The sequence below is a fragment of the Bacteroides fragilis NCTC 9343 genome, assembly GCF_000025985.1.
GTDB classification, from domain to species: Bacteria; Bacteroidota; Bacteroidia; order Bacteroidales; family Bacteroidaceae; genus Bacteroides; species Bacteroides fragilis.
Window position 1 is genome coordinate 340636 of the sequence record NC_003228.3, and the last position, 18605, is coordinate 359240.

At 46.0% G+C, this 18605-nt stretch carries 11 protein-coding genes; all 11 read left to right on the forward strand.

What is annotated here, in order from left to right:
• Positions 1-100 precede the first annotated feature (100 nt).
• The 11 genes from BF9343_RS01360 to BF9343_RS01410 all read left to right on the forward strand — a co-directional run bounded on the left by BF9343_RS01360 (position 101) and on the right by BF9343_RS01410 (position 18521).
• Positions 101-1078, forward strand: a complete 978-nt coding sequence (locus BF9343_RS01360) for a family 43 glycosylhydrolase (RefSeq protein WP_010991975.1) — start codon at positions 101-103, stop codon at positions 1076-1078.
• 460 nt (positions 1079-1538) lie between these two features.
• Positions 1539-1769, forward strand: coding sequence for a hypothetical protein (locus BF9343_RS23855; protein ID WP_041926293.1), 231 nt, complete (start codon positions 1539-1541; stop codon positions 1767-1769).
• Between the two features lie 345 nt (positions 1770-2114).
• A complete protein-coding gene (locus BF9343_RS01370) occupies positions 2115-3233 on the forward strand; it encodes a glycoside hydrolase family 76 protein (protein WP_010991976.1) in 1119 nt (372 codons plus the stop codon).
• Between the two features lie 28 nt (positions 3234-3261).
• A complete protein-coding gene (locus BF9343_RS01375; RefSeq protein ID WP_010991977.1) occupies positions 3262-5424 on the forward strand; it encodes a hypothetical protein in 2163 nt (720 codons plus the stop codon).
• 26 nt (positions 5425-5450) lie between these two features.
• Complete coding sequence (locus BF9343_RS01380; RefSeq protein ID WP_041926161.1) at positions 5451-7931, forward strand: glutaminase domain-containing protein; 2481 nt, start codon at positions 5451-5453, stop codon at positions 7929-7931.
• A gap of 118 nt (positions 7932-8049) precedes the next feature.
• A complete protein-coding gene (locus BF9343_RS01385) occupies positions 8050-10335 on the forward strand; it encodes a GH92 family glycosyl hydrolase (RefSeq protein ID WP_010991979.1) in 2286 nt (761 codons plus the stop codon).
• Between the two features lie 43 nt (positions 10336-10378).
• Entirely contained in the window at positions 10379-11845 is a 1467-nt protein-coding gene (locus BF9343_RS01390) for a glycoside hydrolase family 125 protein (protein WP_005784087.1), read from the forward strand.
• A 172-nt stretch (positions 11846-12017) separates the two neighbouring features.
• Positions 12018-13154 carry an aldose epimerase family protein gene (locus BF9343_RS01395; RefSeq protein ID WP_008769237.1) on the forward strand — a complete coding sequence of 379 codons (1137 nt, stop codon included), beginning with the start codon at positions 12018-12020 and terminating at the stop codon, positions 13152-13154.
• A 103-nt stretch (positions 13155-13257) separates the two neighbouring features.
• The gene (locus tag BF9343_RS01400) at positions 13258-14478 is read left to right on the forward strand and encodes a DUF418 domain-containing protein (RefSeq protein ID WP_005801706.1); all 1221 of its coding nucleotides are present in this window, start codon (positions 13258-13260) and stop codon (positions 14476-14478) included.
• 49 nt (positions 14479-14527) lie between these two features.
• Positions 14528-17521 (forward strand): family 43 glycosylhydrolase, encoded by a 2994-nt coding sequence (locus BF9343_RS01405; RefSeq protein ID WP_010991980.1) that lies wholly within the window; start codon positions 14528-14530, stop codon positions 17519-17521.
• 31 nt (positions 17522-17552) lie between these two features.
• Positions 17553-18521, forward strand: a complete 969-nt coding sequence (locus tag BF9343_RS01410) for a glycoside hydrolase family 43 protein (protein WP_010991981.1) — start codon at positions 17553-17555, stop codon at positions 18519-18521.
• The last annotated feature ends 84 nt before the right edge of the window (positions 18522-18605 follow it).

Sequence of the window (18605 nt, forward strand, 5' to 3'; positions counted from 1 at the left end):
TGACTGTATTTTAAAAATAAATTAATATAAATGAGATACTCCCCTTATTTTGCCTACATTTTAAAAGCTTTAAATAAGGTAATCTTTTTATTGTAATGATATGAAATTCTTTTTATTTTCCCTTTTTACTGTTTTTTCTTTCTGTGTTCCTTCCATTGCACAGCAGTATTCCAACCCCGTTATTAATTACAGCCTTCCCGACCCTACGGTTATCAAGGCAGATGATGGTTATTATTACCTGTACGCAACGGAAAATATCAGAAATCTTCCTATTCACCGATCGAAAGATATGGTAAACTGGAGCTTTGTGGGTACGGCTTTTACCAATGAAACCCGCCCTACATTTGAGCCGAAAGGAAATCTTTGGGCACCGGATATAAATAAAATCGGTGATCGGTATGTGATGTATTACTCCATGTCTGTTTGGGGTGGAGAGTGGACCTGCGGGATTGGTGTGGCTACGGCAGATAAACCTGAGGGACCTTTTACCGATCATGGAAAACTGTTCCGGAGTAATGAAATAGGGATTCAGAATTGTATCGATCCTTTCTATATAGAAGATGGTGGTAAGAAATACCTTTTTTGGGGAAGTTTTCATGGCATTTATGGAGCAGAACTAAGTGATGACGGGCTCTCCCTGAAAGAAGGAATGAAACCACAGCAGGTGGCAGGCACAGCCTATGAAGGAACTTATATTCACAAACGGGGAGGCTATTACTATTTGTTTGCCTCTATCGGTCGTTGCTGTGAAGGATTAAAGAGTACGTATACCACAGTGGTGGGGCGGTCGAAATACTTATTTGGCCCTTATGTAGATAAAAAAGGGGAATCGATGCTGGAGAATCATCATGAAGTGCTGATTGATAAAAATGAAGCATTCGTGGGTCCCGGGCACAACTCGGAGATCGTAACAGATGATAAAGGAGCGGATTGGGTGTTTTATCACGCTGTCAGTGTGGCCAATCCTGAAGGAAGAGTGTTGATGCTCGACCGTGTAAACTGGAAAAAAGGGTGGCCTGTTGTAGAGGGTGATACACCGTCGTTGCAAGCAAAAGCACCTGTTATCCGGCACAAATAAGGGAGTAAACATCAGTATGCTACCTACTTCTAATGGTATGGATACCTGTATATTACGTCTTATTCCGTAATCTTTATCTTGTCCCGCGTACCCGGGCTGCCGTGCCCGAGTACGTGGATTCATGGGCACAGGCACCCGGACTCATGGGCCCGGGTATACAGGACGAAGTAAAGATCGCACCATTTCCAACTAATTAATAGAGAAAAACAAAATGGTTCTTCTTCAAATTTGGTGGTAAGCTTTCTTTTACTCATGGAATCTAATTCAGTTTTCGGACGTGTAAGCCCTCTTTTATAGTTGACAAAAAAGGAAGTATCCCGGCTTTCGCCCGAAGAGTCCATCCGTGAGGTGAAGAAGCTAATCTTAGACTAAACCATCTGAAAATCAATATCTTTAAGAAGTAAGATTTCTGTCCTCAAAAGCTTTGTTTTAACACAGAGTTAAAGCTTGTTCTTTGGATGTGAATAAGAAGTTCTTTAAATGCAAAAGACTTGTTATTTGCGCACAAGAACCTGCCAACTTGCAAAAGGCGTTAACAATGTTAATTGAAAAAAGGTATAAAGATGAAGATACCGGTTCAGACGGCGTAAACTCACTTCCGAAACTTGAGCTATCTTATTCAGCCGGTGTCTGTTTTTTCTTATTAAAGCAAGCAAAAAGGACAATTATCAACTTGAAAATAAAGAAATAAAGAATTTACCACCAAATTTGAAGAAGAACCATTTTTCGTATGAGAGACGTCCGGTTTCGGAAGATTCTGTGGAACTCTGTGTGGCTCTGTGGTGAATGATGCCACATCCTCAGCCGTGAGAACCACAAATGATTTCTTTTAATATTACCGGATGTTTCCTGACCTTACGGATGGAATGGACAAATTTCGGTCAAAAGCCTGCTACATATGTTCCATTATTGATAGTAATCGGTTTATCCCCCGTTTTTGGTCAGTTTTTGCTATTTATTGAATAATAATTATCCTCCTTTCTCCAATATTTCCCCAATCTTTGTAACATGAAAATTTAAAATCTGAGGCAAAAACATGAAAAACAAAGTACTGATCATAGTAGCTATCTTATTACTTCTTCCCAATGCAATGGCATGGGCACATCAGCCCGCAGACGGAAACCTGAAGCATTTTACAAAGAAAGACGCGACGACGGCGATGGATGCTTTTCATTCTACTTTTTATAATCCGGATATGAAGTTGTATGCCATATCTTCGGATATGAAAGGAAGAGCTGCCATCTGGGTACAGGCTATCTATTGGGATATGATTATGAACGCGTATAAACGTACGAAGGCTCCTAAATATCGCCGGTTGATAGAAGAGGTGTATCAGGGAGGATACGAACAATATGATAAATACAATTGGGACAATAAAATCGAATGGTTTATTTATGATGATATGATGTGGTGGATTATTTCGCTGGCACGTGCTTACGAAATCACGAATGACCCGAAATACCTGGCACATGCCTCTTCGGGATTCTACCATGTCTGGAAAGAGTCGTATGATAAAGAAAGGGGGGGCCTGTGGTGGAACTTCAAGCACGATGGAAAGATGGCTTGCATCAACTATCCGACTACGGTGGGCGCCATGACTCTTTATAATGTAACCAAAGATCCCGATTATCTGGAAAAGGCAAAAAGTGTATATGCATGGTCGAGGGATGTTTTTTTCGACAAGGAGAAAGGCCGCATAGCAGACAATATGCACTATCATTTCCAGAGACAGAACGGTATGGACATAGACTGGACAACCCAACTTTATAATCAGGCTACATTTATCGGTTCGGCCGTGATGCTGTACAAAGCAACCGGCGAGAAAGCTTATCTGGACGATGCCGTTCTGGCTGCCGACTACGTCCGCAACGAGATGTGTGATGCCGATGGATTGCTTCCGTTCAAAAATGGAGTGGAACAGGGAATTTATGCTGCCATCTTTGCACAGTACATCATTCGCCTGATAGAAGATGGCAATCAGCCCCAATATATGGACTGGCTTCGTCACAACATAGACGTGGCGTGGAACAACCGGGATGTAAACCGTAATGTGACATTCAAGGATGCAGCCAAACCCTGCCCGACAGGTGTGATGGAAAGCTATGATGCCAGCGGATGTCCCGCACTGATGCAAGTGATTTCTCCATTCAAATAACAACACAAACACGTGACAACACAAACACATGAGTAAGAGGGTATTAGTTTTGATTGGTTTGTTTTTGGCCTGTGGCGGCGTCTATTCTCAAACCGCCACAGGCACAAAAACGAATTTCCAGACAGCAGAGTCGTGGAAACCGGAAACAGATGTGCGTGCCGATGCCGTGATGGTATACGGAACGCTGGATAAGAAAGGCGTTACTTTTGAGCAACGCGTTCAATCGTGGAGAGACAAAGGATACCGGGCCGAGTTTATGACAGGGGTAGCCTGGGGAGATTATCAGGATTATTTTCTTGGAAAATGGGATGGGGTGAAAGATCACCTCAAAGAGGGCCAGCGCGACCGCGAGGGGCGGGAGATTGCGCACGGGCACTTGATTCCCTATATTGTGCCTACTGAGAGTTTCATCCGTTACATGCAGGAGAAGCAGATCAAACGGGTGATCGATGCGGGCATTACTTCTATTTATCTGGAAGAACCGGAATTTTGGATGCGGGGCGGATACAGTGAAGCCTTCAAATCCGAATGGCAAAAATATTATGGATTCCCGTGGAGAGCTCAACATGAATCTCCTGAGAATACCTACTTATCGAATAAACTGAAATATTATCTGTACTACAACGCGCTTAATCAGATATTCACGTATGCCAAAACGTACGGCAAATCGAAAGGACTGGATGTGAAGTGCTTTGTGCCTACACATTCACTTGTCAACTATACATCGTGGCAGATCGTAAGTCCCGAAGCGAGCCTGGCTTCGCTGGATTGTGTGGATGGGTATATCGCGCAGGTCTGGACGGGAACCGCCCGCGAACCGAACTATTATGACGGAGTGAAGAAAGAACGGGTATTTGAGAATGCTTTTCTTGAATATGGATGTATGAAATCGATGACAGCCCCGTTAAACCGCAAGATGTACTTCCTGACCGACCCCATCGAGGACCGGGCGAAAGACTGGCTCGATTATAAAATAAATTACCAGGCTACTTTTGCCGCCCAACTGATGTATCCGGCGGTAGACACATACGAAGTGATGCCTTGGCCGGACCGTATTTATCAGGGGCTGTACCAAGTAGCGGGAACAGACCGGAAAGAACGTATTCCGCGTGACTACTCCACACAGATGCAGATTATGGTGAATACGCTGAACGACATACGGACTTCGGAAACTCAGGTGAGCGGTACGCACGGCATCGGGGTACTGATGGCAAATTCGCTGATGTTTCAGCGTTTCCCCGGTCATGATGGCTATGACGATCCGCAATTCAGCAGTTTCTATGGACAGACCCTGCCGTTATTGAAAAGAGGAATACCGGTGGAGTTGGTACACATGGAGAATACTCCGTTCGGCGACACATTCAAGGGGCTGAAGGTGCTTGTAATGTCTTATTCGAACATGAAACCGATGGAACCCCGATATCATGATTTTCTGGCAGACTGGGTGAGAAAAGGCGGAGCGCTGATCTATTGCGGCGAAGATATCGATCCTTATCAGTCGGTGCTTGAATGGTGGAATTCCAACGGAAATCAATATAAGGCTCCTTCGGAACATTTGTTCGAGAAACTGGGACTGGACAGAGTACCTGCTGCCGGAACTTACCCTTGTGGAAAAGGTATGGTGACCGTTATACGTGAAGATCCGAAACACTTTGTGCTGAAAAGCGGAAATGACTGGCAATATTTCGATGCGGTTTCGGCTGCTTACAGAAAGAGTGCCGGGAAAGAAGTAGAACTGAAAAACAGTTTCCTGCTCGAACGGGGACCATATACCATTGCTGCCGTATTGGACGAAAGTGTATCGGATGCTCCGATGGAACTTTCGGGGGTGTATATCGACCTGTTTGATAAGGATCTTCCGGTATTGACACATAAGGTGATTCGTCCGGGCGAACAAGGTTACTTATATAATGTCAAACGGATTTCGGGACGGGCAAAGGCGAAAGTGCTTTGCGGTGCTTCCAGGATATACGATGAAAAGGCAGGAAAACGAAGTTATTCGTTTGTAGCCAAGAGCCCGTTGCATACGACTAACGCTTCGAGGATATTGCTCCCTAAACAGCCGATACGGGTTTGTGTGAACGGGAAAGAAGAACCTCAGCCGGAGAAATTGTGGGAAGAGCGTTCGCGTACCCTGCTCTTGAAGTTCGAGAACGACCCCGCCGGCGTGCAAGTAGATATTGAATGGTAAAAACTATAAAAAAAGAATCTGAAGTTATGAAGCTTAAACTATCGACTCTGTTCTTGGGTGCAGCTGCCATGCTGAGCAGTTGTGGGGCACCGCAGGACGTCAAGAGTGAAAAAAGTGAGATGCGTGCACCGGCCTATCCGTTGGTGATGATTGACCCTTACACCAGTGCCTGGTCGTTTACGGATAATCTGTATGACGGACCGGTGAAACACTGGACCGGTAAGGACTTCCCGTTCTTGGGTGTTGCCAAGGTAGACGGACAGATTTACCGTTTCATGGGAACGGAAGAACTTGAGCTGCTTCCGCTGGTTAAGACCTCGGAACAAGGCAGATGGACAGCTAAGTATACAACAAAGAAACCGGCTGACGGCTGGCAGAATGCCGACTTTAATGATGCGGCATGGAAAGAAGGAGAAGGTGCTTTCGGTACTATGGAGAATGAAAGTACAGCCAAGACCCAGTGGGGAGAAGAGTATATCTGGATACGCCGTAAAGCGGATATTAAAGACAACCTGCAAGGTAAAAATGTATATCTGGAATATTCTCACGACGATGACGCCATCATCTATGTGAATGGCGTGAAGGTGGTGGATACCGGTAACTCGGCTAAAAAACATATGCTTGCCAAACTGCCGGAAGAGGCTGTGGCCGCACTGAAACAGGGAGAGAACCTGATTGCAATTTACTGTAATAACCGTGTTGCCAACGGTCTGATCGATTGCGGTCTGTTGGTAGAGAAGGACAATACACAGAACTTTACTCAGACAGCAGTACAGAAATCGGTAGACGTGCAGGCTATGCAGACCAACTACGAATTTACTTGCGGACCGGTGGACTTGAAACTTGCGTTCACTTCACCTCTCTTTATGGATAATCTCGATTTGATGACTCGTCCGGTGAGCTATCTTACCTATGAAGTGGCTTCGAATGACGGAAATAAACATAACGTAGAACTGTATTTCGAAGCAGGACCGCAGTGGGCACTCGACCAGCCTCATCAGGAAGCTGTAGCCGAAAGCTTTACAGAAGGTAATTTGCTATACCTCAAGACGGGAAGCCGCAACCAGGAAATATTGGGTAAAAAGGGAGATGATGTCCGCATTGACTGGGGATACTTCTACATGGCTGCCGATAAGGAGAACAGTTCATGCGCTACCGGAGAGGGAAAGACCCTAAGAAAGAGTTTCATCGACGGAAAATTGACATCATCCAAGACCGATGGAAGTGACAAGCTGGCACTGGTTCGCTCACTGGGTGAAACGAAGAAAGCGGAAGGACACTTGCTGCTGGGTTACGATGACTTGTACTCTATTCAGTATTTCGGTGAAAATCTTCGTCCGTACTGGAACCGCAATGGAAACGAAACCATTCAGTCACAGTTTGCGAAAGCTGATAAGGAATATGATGCAGTGATGGATAAATGTGCTGCATTCGATGCTAACCTGATGAAAGAAGCTACTGAAGTAGGCGGACGTAAGTATGCCGAACTCTGTGCATTGGCTTATCGCCAGGCAATCGCTGCCCACAAATTGGTGGAAGCCCCCAATAAAGACCTGCTGTTCCTCTCAAAAGAGAACTTCAGCAACGGTTCGATCGGTACGGTGGATATCACTTATCCTTCTGCTCCTTTGTTCCTGGTATACAATCCGGAATTGGCAAAAGGTCTGATGAACCACATCTTCTATTATAGCGAAAGCGGAAAATGGAATAAGCCGTTCGCTGCACATGATGTAGGTACTTATCCGTTGGCTAACGGCCAGACATACGGTGGAGATATGCCGATCGAGGAATCGGGAAATATGCTGATCTTGAGTGCAGCCATCGCCATTGTCGAAGGAAATGCCGACTATGCGCAGAAACACTGGGATGTATTGACAACCTGGACCGATTATCTGGCTCAATATGGACTCGATCCGGAAAATCAACTTTGTACAGACGACTTTGCCGGACACTTTGCACACAACGCCAACCTGTCTATCAAAGCCATCCTGGGTGTAGCGTCTTATGGCTATCTGGCCGATAAGCTGGACAAGAAAGAAGTGGCTGAGAAATATACACAGAAAGCCAAAGAAATGGCTGCCGAATGGGTGAAGATGGCAGACGACGGCGATCACTACCGCCTGACTTTTGACAAGCCCGGAACATGGAGCCAGAAATACAATCTGGTATGGGATAAACTGATGAATCTGCAGATATTCCCTGAAACAGTTGCACAGAAAGAGATAGCTTACTATCTTGGCAAACAGAATCAATATGGATTGCCGCTGGATAACCGTGAAACTTATACCAAGACCGACTGGATTATGTGGACTGCTACACTGGCACCGGACAAAGCTACATTCGAGAAGTTTATCGATCCGGTTTATCTGTTCATGAACGAGACGACCGATCGCGTGCCGATGTCTGACTGGGTATTTACCGATCGTCCGAACCAGAGAGGTTTCCAAGCTCGTTCGGTAGTAGGCGGATACTATATCAAGATGCTTGAGAAGAAGTTGAAAAAATAAGATTCTGTCCACAGGTTACACGGATTTTCACAGGTTAATTATTTTCCCATTGATACTGAAGATTAAAAAAACTGTGTTAGTCCGTGTAATCTGTGGTGAATTTAAAACTATTAATATCATGAAGAAATTAGCGCTATTACTTGTTGGCGTATTGGGTACTGCTTTCTGCACTTTTGCAAAGAGCACGACAGAACCGGTGGATTATGTAAGTCCACTGGTCGGTACCCAGTCAAAGCATGCTTTATCTACCGGAAATACATATCCGGCTATTGCCATGCCTTGGGGAATGAACTTCTGGGTGGCACAAACCGGAAAGATGGGGGATGGATGGGCTTATACCTATGATGCCGATAAAATCAGGGGATTTAAGCAGACTCACCAGCCCAGCCCGTGGATTAATGACTACGGGCAGTTTGCCATTATGCCTGTTACGGGAAAGGTCGTGTTCGATCAGGATCAGCGTGCGAGCTGGTTCTCGCATAAAGCTGAGGTTGCCAAACCGTATTATTATAAAGTATATCTGGCCGATCATGATGTCACGACCGAAATTGCTCCGACCAGCCGTGCGGCGATGTTTCGTTTCACTTTTCCTGAGAGTAAAGACTCTTATGTAGTGGTAGATGCTTTCGACAACGGTTCGTATGTGAAAGTGATTCCGGAAGAGAACAAGATCATCGGCTACACAACCAAGAACAGTGGAGGAGTGCCGGAGAACTTTAAGAATTATTTTGTACTGGTGTTCGATAAGCCGTTCACTTTTACCGCAGCAGTTACCAACGGCAACATCCGTCCGGGTGAGCTGGAATCGAAAGATAAACATGCAGGTGGTATCATCGGGTTCTCTACACGTCGCGGAGAGACGGTCAACGTACGAGTGGCTTCTTCTTTTATCAGCCCCGAGCAAGCAGAACAGAACTTGAAAGAGCTGGGTAAAGACAATCTGGAAGCTGTTGCAGCCAAAGGACGCCAGGAATGGAACAAGGTTCTGGGACGTATTGAGGTGGAAGACGATAATACCGATCATCTCCGTACATTCTACTCTTGCCTTTATCGTTCGGTACTTTTCCCGAGAAGCTTCTACGAACTGGATGCCAAAGGGAAACCGGTACATTACAGTCCCTACAACGGTAAAGTGCTGCCGGGATATATGTTTACCGATACCGGTTTCTGGGATACATTCCGCTGCCTGTTCCCGTTCCTCAACCTGATGTATCCTTCGATGAACGAAAAGATGCAGGAGGGACTGGCAAATACTTACAAGGAAAGCGGATTCCTTCCCGAATGGGCAAGTCCCGGGCACAGGGGCTGTATGGTAGGTAACAATTCCGCTTCAGTAGTGGCTGATGCCTATCTGAAAGGATTGAAAGGTTACGATATAGAAACTCTTTGGGAAGCTGTGAAACACGGTGCAAATGCTGTTCATCCGCAGGTTTCGTCTACCGGACGTCTCGGTTATGAATATTACAATCAACTGGGCTACGTACCTTATAATGTAGGCATCAATGAAAATGCCGCCCGTACGCTGGAATATGCTTATGATGACTGGTGCATCTATCAGTTGGGTAAAGCCTTGAACAAGCCCGAAGAGGAGATAGCCGTTTATGCACAGCGTGCCATGAACTACAAGAACCTGTACGATAAAGAGCATAAGCTGATGCGTGGCAAGAATAAGGACGGACAATTTCAGTCACCGTTCAATCCGCTGAAGTGGGGCGATGCCTTCACCGAAGGAAACAGTTGGCACTATACCTGGTCTGTATTCCATGATCCTCAGGGACTGATCGACCTGATGGGCGGACAGCAAGGGTTCAATCAGATGATGGATTCTGTCTTTATCCTGCCTCCTGTATTTGATGACAGCTATTACGGCGGTGTGATTCACGAAATCCGTGAAATGCAGATTATGAATATGGGACAGTATGCACACGGTAACCAACCCATCCAGCACATGCTGTATCTGTACAATTACTCGGGACAACCGTGGAAAGCACAGCATTGGATTCGTGAAGTGATGGATAAACTCTATACACCCAATGCCGACGGTTATTGCGGTGACGAAGATAACGGACAGACTTCGGCATGGTATGTATTTTCTGCTATGGGATTCTATCCCGTTTGCCCCGGAACGGATCAGTACGTGATGGGTACGCCGTACTTCAAACAGATGAAGCTGCATCTGGAGAATGGCAAGACCGTGCAGATCAGCGCACCGGGCAATAGCGATGAAAACCGTTACATTGCGTCAATGACCGTAAACGGTAAAACATTGACTCGCAACTACCTGACACATAAAGAACTGATGAACGGAGCGAAGATTACGATGAAAATGTCGTCTACTCCGAACAAACAGCGTGGAGTACGCGAGTCGGATTTCCCGTATTCGTTCTCTAAAGAGGTACGTTGAGGCTGGACAGAAACAGATTACTTAATAAAAACCAATCAAGATTATGCCAGGAAAAAATTCAAAGAAAATGATCGGAGCATGTGTCGTTACTGCGGCACTGCTCTGTGCGCCTTCAGCACTGAAGGCTGAAGGTATGTTGTCGCATTATACTTGTGTGGCAGATGCTATTCAGAAAGACAACCGTCCGGAACCCGCTAAGCGTCTGTTCCGTTCGCAGGCTGTAGAAAACGAAATCATACGTGTACAGAAACTGTTGCGTAACTCAAAGCTGGCCTGGATGTTTACCAATTGTTTCCCCAATACACTGGATACCACCGTACACTTCCGCAAAGGCAAAGACGGCAAACCCGATACTTTTGTATATACAGGAGATATTCATGCCATGTGGCTCCGTGACTCGGGGGCCCAGGTATGGCCTTATGTACAACTGGCCAATTCCGATCCGGAACTGAAAACGATGCTTGCCGGAGTTATCAACCGCCAGTTTAAATGTATCAATATCGATCCGTATGCCAATGCGTTCAATGATGGTCCTAAAGGGGGTGAATGGATGAGCGACCTGACGGATATGAAACCTGAGTTGCATGAACGCAAATGGGAGATCGACTCGCTTTGCTATCCGTTGCGCCTGGCTTATCAGTACTGGAAGACAACAGGGGATGCCAGTATCTTCGATGAAGAATGGATACAGGCAATCACCAACATATTGCGTACTTTTAAGGAACAACAGCGCAAAGACGGTGTGGGTCCGTATAAGTTCCAACGTAAGACAGAGCGTGCTCTCGATACAGTGACCAACGACGGACTGGGTAATCCGGTGAAACCTGTCGGACTGATTGTTTCCACTTTCCGTCCTTCGGACGATGCCACGACATTGCAGTATCTGGTTCCGTCCAACTTCTTTGCCGTATCTTCACTCCGCAAGGCAGCCGAGATACTAACAACCGTGAATAAAAAGACGGCTTTGGCCAATGAATGCAAGGCTTTGGCAAACGAGGTGGAAACAGCCCTGAAGAAATATGCCGTTTACAATCATCCCAAATACGGAAAGATTTATGCTTTCGAGGTGGACGGTTTTGGTAACCACATGCTGATGGACGATGCCAACGTTCCGAGCCTGCTGGCAATGCCTTATCTGGGTGATGTGTCGATTGATGATCCGATTTATCAGAATACCCGCCGTTTTGTATGGAGCCTCGACAATCCTTACTTCTTCAAAGGTAAGGCAGGCGAGGGCATTGGCGGACCACACATCGGATACGATATGGTATGGCCCATGAGTATCATGATGAAAGCTTTCACCAGCAAGGATGATGCGGAGATCAAGTCGTGCATCGAGATGCTGATGAATACGGATGCAGGTACAGGCTTCATGCACGAGTCTTTCCATAAAGACAATCCTGAGAAATTTACCCGTGCCTGGTTTGCATGGCAGAATACTTTGTTCGGTGAGTTGATCCTGAAACTGGTGAATGAAGGTAAAGTGGATATGCTGAATAGTATACAGTAAGAATATAACGAAACAGAAATGAATGAGATTCACCACAGAGTAGCACAGAGTCCCACTGAGTTTTTAGACAGATGAACAAATAAAGAATAGTTTGTCCTTTTGTTCATCTGTCTAAAAACTCAGTGGGACTCCGTGTCGCTCTGTGGTGAATAAAACTCAAAACAGTTTAATAATGAGAAAATTAGCTATGTGGGCACTGGGTGCCCTCTTTGTAGCCGGTTGTGCAGAGACAGAAAAGGCTACTACGGATTCCGGTTTGGTAAAGAGCAATTTCCAGACTGAGGTGGGCGGAAAGAAAACCGATTTGTATGTACTCCGTAATCAGAACAACATGGAGGTTTGCGTCACTAATTTTGGAGGACGTATTGTTTCGGTAATGGTTCCCGATAAAGAAGGGGTGATGCGTGATGTAGTGTTGGGCTTCGACTCTATTCAGGATTACATCAGCAAGCCTTCGGACTTCGGTGCCAGCATCGGTCGTTATGCCAATCGCATCAATCAGGGAAAATTTACTTTAGATGGAGTTGAATACCAGTTGCCGCGCAATAACTACGGACATTGCCTGCACGGTGGTCCGAAAGGATTCCAATATCAGGTATACGATGCCAAGCAGGTGGGACCGCAGGAACTTGAGTTGACTTATCTTTCAAAAGACGGCGAGGAAGGTTTCCCCGGTAATATCACCTGTAAGGTTATTATGAAGCTGACAGATGATAATGCCATCGATATCAAGTATGAGGCAGAAACGGATAAACCGACCATTGTCAATATGACCAACCACTCTTATTTCAATCTGGACGGAGATGCAGGCAGCAATGCCGATCATCTGCTGACTATCGACGCCGATGCTTATACTCCCGTGGACAGTACCTTTATGACCAGTGGCGAGATTGTAACAGTGGAAGGTACTCCGATGGACTTCCGCACACCGACTCCGGTTGGAAAACGCATTAATGATTTCGATTTCGTGCAGTTGAAGAACGGTAATGGTTACGACCATAACTGGGTGTTGAATGCCAAAGGCGATATTACCCGTAAGGCCGCTACTCTTGAATCACCCAAAACCGGTATCGTACTCGATGTATACACTGACGAACCCGGTATTCAGGTATATGCAGGAAACTTCCTTGACGGTTCGCTGACCGGAAAGAAAGGTATTACTTACAATCAACGTGCTTCTGTCTGTCTGGAGACTCAAAAGTATCCCGATACTCCGAACAAACCTGAATGGCCTTCGGCTGTATTGCGTCCGGGTGAAACCTACAATAGTCATTGTATCTTCAAATTCTCGGTAGATAACGGAAAATAACACAAGCGTTTTTTTAGTTGTATTGGCATAAGGAATATAGGGTCTGGCAGATCTGCTTCTATATCCTTATGCCTCTTTTTATATCCTGTTTTTAATTCATATCATGACACATACACAAACGATCACACCTAAAAAGCGTATTAATTCGATCGATGCCTTGCGGGGGTTCGCACTGATTGGCATCATGCTCTTGCATTGCATGGAGCGTTTCGACCTGACTTTAGCTCCGGTTGTGGAGTCTCCTTTCTGGCAGGCAATAGATACGGCAGTATACGATTCACTCTATTTTTTGTTTTCCGGGAAATCATACGCTATGTTTTCCCTTTTGTTCGGTTTGAGCTTTTTCATGCAGATGGAGTCTCAAGCAGCTAAAGGAGTCGATTTCCGGGGACGCTTCCTCTGGAGGCTTGCCTTATTGTTCCTGTTTGGCTATATCAACGGATTGGTCTATATGGGAGAGTTTTTTATGGTCTATGCCGTATTAGGAGTCTTCTTGATTCCTCTTTATAAAGTTCCCACCAGATGGTTGCTGGTGCTATGCGTTTTGCTGTTTCTGCAGATACCGGCAGTCATTAGTTTTGTATCTCTGCTCAGCGACAATGTGGCTAACGAACCGACTGCTGCGGCAGCCTATATGGACCGGCTTTTTGAAAGGGCGGCCGATGTCTTTATCAATGGATCACTGATGGATGTACTGAGTTTCAATACGTTCGACGGACAGTCGGCCAAATGCCTGTGGGTATTCAATAATTTCCGTTACCTCCAGTTATTGGGACTGTTTATTGCCGGAATGCTGATCGGGCGTCAGGGTATTCACAAAAGTGAGGAAAAGATGGTGAAGTACAGTCGTCTGTTTTTACCTTATTGTCTGGCTTTCTGGGCAGTATTTTATGCTGTTGCCTTCCTGCTTCCGGTATGGGGAGTGGACGGGTTTGCGTTGCGGGTAGGACAGACTCTTTTCAAGACGTATGGCAATCTGGGACAGATGATGGTTTATTTCTGCGGTTTCACTTTGCTGTATTATCGGTATAAGGGGCAGAAAGTGCTCGACCGTATTGCTCCGGTGGGACGAATGAGTGTGACGAACTATATGGCGCAGTCGATAGTCGGAGTTTCCCTATTCTATGGTTTTGGCGGGAACTTTGCTGTCGAGTTCAACTATTTGCAGAGCTTTTTGCTGGGAGCGGCTTTCTGTGTCATCCAGATTGCTTATAGCAATTGGTGGATTAAGAGATTCTACTATGGTCCCATGGAGTGGCTGTGGCGTTCGCTTACCTGGTTTCAGGTGGTGCCGTTGTCAAGGCGTAAAGCTTCGCTTGGATAATAATGTGTCATATAGGTATATTGGTGATATTTAAAACAGATATTGGCTTATGTTTATAAATTCTTTAAGGAAATCCCCTTTTTCCTGTTCTCCGGGATTGATCCTGTTGGGGGCGTTTACCCTGTTATCTGTTCCTGTGTATGGGCAGCAGATACAACAGGCGGAAAGACAGGTGCAGCAAGTTCCTTTCCTTCAATTCAACTTCGATGAACAGGGAGGAGAGACAGCCCGTAACAGTGGAAGAGGAGGCTCAAAATATGATGCCCGGATCAACGGAGGTACGGTGGAGTGGGGGCCGGGTCTGCAGCAGGGAGCGGCAAGACTCAGTAACAAAGGACACTTCAAGTTACCGGACGGAGTCCTGGCACATGTGAAAGATTTCACTTTGTCTGTCTGGGTCTATCTGAATGAACAGTCTGACAACCAAACGGTGTGCACGTTTGCTTGCGGAACAGACCGTTACCTGATTTTGACAACCCAAAGAGGGAATGAAGAGAACGGCGTTTCTCTGGTTATGACGAAGACACAGGAGAGTGGAAATCATACCGACAAGGAAGAACGCATTGCATATACCCGTCAGAAAGGTAAACTGTCGGCTAACGCCTGGCATCATCTTGCTTTCACTCTGAAAGGGAGTGTCGGCACTCTTTATGTAGACGGAGTGAAAGCTGAAATAAAGACGGACTTCACCGTGAATCCTTCATTGTTAGGTAATACGACCGATAATTACATTGGCCGGCCGACCTGGCCCGATCCATATCTGAATGGCGGGATTGATGATTTCAGGTTGTATGACTATGCCTTGACAGACCGGCAGGTATACGAACTTGCATCGGTAGCGGACGGGCGGTTGGTGCAGGAAGACAGGGACGGACTTTCGTTGGGCGATTTGTCGGCGGTAACCACCGACCTTGTGTTGCCTTCGTCCGGTAAGAGCGGTACTACCATCTCGTGGAGCTCGGCTCAGGGGCAGTACATCAGTGACAGTGGAAAGCTTTACCGCCCCGATGCGGGAACCGGAAACAAGAAGGCAACCCTGACAGCAACGGTCCGGAAGGGAGACGTGGCTTTGACTAAAGACTTTGTTTTGACCGTCAAGGATATAGGGACTGAACCGGAAGATGTGAATGTCTTTTCGATGCAGACGGGAAATCCGACTGTGCCTGCTTATCTGGCAGACGCATCTTTCTATTATGATGACCGGACCAAGACTTTTTATGCTTTCGGAACCAATGACGGAGCGGGTGGTGAAAATGTGTATCCAGCCCAGATGTGGTACTCCAAGGACTGTAAGGAATGGAAGAATGAAGTGATCGCCTTCCCAAAATCATGGACGGACTATGCCGGGACCTTGTGTGTATGGGCTCCCAGTATCGAATACAATCCGGATACAAAGAAGTATTATCTGATGTATAGCATTGCTTCGAATACCTTTGTCGGTATGGCGGACGACCTCTTGGGGCCGTGGGAAGATGCCAATGGGGCAGCTCCCGGTAAGATGCTTTTCAAGGGATATGACGGACAGTTTTTTATGGATGATGACCGGACGATGTATATTGTAACTGACTCCTGGCACTTTAAGATTATGAAGTTGAAGTTCGATGAGGCCGGAAAGATCTATATTGACAACAGTGATCCGGTATTCGCCAAAAGCGATTCCAATCCATTTATCGGCACTTACCACTATACGCAGATAGAAGAGATAAAAAATGCTTTTGAAGCTTCGTTTATTTTTAAGAGAAATAATTTATACTACCTGATGTGGTCGTTTAACGGTAGTGAGAATTATAATGTCCGATATGCCGTAGCCGATAAGATCACGGGGCCTTACCGGGAGATCAACCGGTCTATGACTGTTCCTGTATTGCAACGTGATGATGCCAATCGGATTTTGGGTCCCGGACATCATTCGATGTTCTGTTACGGAGGGCGTACGTTTATTGCTTATCATCGGCAACATTATCCTTTTGTAGACAGTAAACGGCAGACTTGTATCGACGAAGTTTTCTTTAATGAGGATGGAAGTATCCGTCCCATTACTCCAACCCACAAGGGGGTAACGGTTGCTCCCGATGTTCCGGGCGATCATCGTACGAATCTTGCTTTAGGAAAGCAGACCTTGACCTCTTCGGCGAGGGTGTATGATGATTCGGAATTTGCTCCCCGCTATCGTACACACGGCATTTCATTCTGTTATGCCGGTAACTTTGCCGTAGACGAGAATTACGGGACCCATTGGGATCCCGGAGTCGGTGCACATAAGCCTTGGCTGATTGTAGATTTGGGCAGCGAGTGTAAAGTGGATGAGATAGAGACAATTTTTGAGTTTACAAGCCGTACTTACAAGTATAAACTCGAATATTTGTCACAGAAAGAAGCCGGCAGTCTGGATGCAGCCTCCGGCAGTCATTTGTGGAAAGTGTTTGCAGACCGGAGTACGGACGGTGTCGGACAATCTCCGGTGACGGATACGAAGCCGGGCAATTCTCCGGTGAAAGCAAGGTTTATCCGTCTGACCATTCTGGAAGGGGTTGACATCCCCCTGAGAGCAGACGGGCTGGACAAGAAGAATGCCGAAAATGCATTAAGTATTTTTGAATTGAAAGTTTTTGGAGAAGATCGGTCGGATGACCTGAACCGTATTTTTAAGGCGGAAAGCTTCCATAACCTATATGGGATAGCTCTTGAAAAGAATGCGGCCGAGAACGGATTTATCATGGGGCAGATCGATAATAACGATTATTTGCTCTACCGGAATGTAGATTTAGGCAAAGGGGCAGGCACGTTTACAGCTAAAGTTGCTTCAGGTACCGAAGGCGGGAAGATAGAGGTTTATCTGGGTTCCTTGAAGGGAAAACCTATCGGAGTGCTCGAAGTGGGCAATACGGGTGGCGACCAATCCTGGGAAATCAAGTCAACGTCTCTTGAACGGATTGCGAGAGGGCGGCAGGAGAAATTGTATCTGCTGTTCAAAGGTAAGACCGGTACCGAGAACCTATTGAAACTGGATTGGTTTCAGTTTACTAAAGACCGGATGAAATAATGATTGTATTATATTGAAAAAAGATTATATTATGGGAAAGAAAAAGATTAGTACCGGAGTATGGCTGCTGGGGCTGCTGATTGTGTTTTGCTCTTATACAGGAGTTGCCGGAGCAAAAAACAGGTCAAAAACAAAAACCGTGACAAAGTCGGTTCCGTTGGGCGATCCTTTTATTCTATTGCACGATGGAACTTATTATGCTTACGGAACGCATGCGGCCGACGGTATTGAAGTGTATACATCAAAAGATCTCAGGAAGTGGAAACTGCACGGGCTGGCACTTCATAAAGATGATGTTTGGGCGGATAGCCGCTTCTGGGCACCGGAGATTTACGAGATCGACGGGAAGTTTTATATGTATTATACGGCAGACGAACACATCTGTGTGGCCATAGCCGATTCTCCGTTAGGTCCGTTCAGGCAGAACGAGAAGAAACCGATGGTTGCTGGCGAGAAGATGATCGATAGCTCCCTGTTTATCGATGAAGATGGAAAACCTTATCTTTTCTTCGTTCGCTTCAATGATGGCAATAACGTATGGGTAGCGGAATTGGAGGACGATTATATGACGATTAAAACGGAGACGATGCGTCCTTGCATTCATGTTTCGCAGGCATGGGAAGAAGTGTGGCCGCGTGTGAATGAAGGATCTTATGTGCTTAAACATAACGGATTGTATTACATGACTTATTCCGGTAACAGCTTTGAGAGCCCATTCTATGGGATCGGATGTGCCACCGCTACGGATATCATGGGGGAATGGACCAAATACCAGGAAAATCCGATTTTGCAGAAACCGGGGAATTTGCAGGGAGTGGGGCATAGTGCCATGTTCAAGGATAAAAAGGGCAGACTTCGCATTGTTTATCATGCGCATAAAGATAAAGAGCATATTCATCCACGGGGCATGTACATCGGTAAGGTCTATTTTGAAAAAGTGGATGGTATAGACCGCATGCGGATCAACAAGGAATATATTGCTGCGGAATTGGTCGAATAAACCGGGGGGTAGAAATCGATATAGGCGTAAAACGGATGGATGAATCCGGAGAATCTGTTGTTCGATAAAAAGGGTGTAGCTATC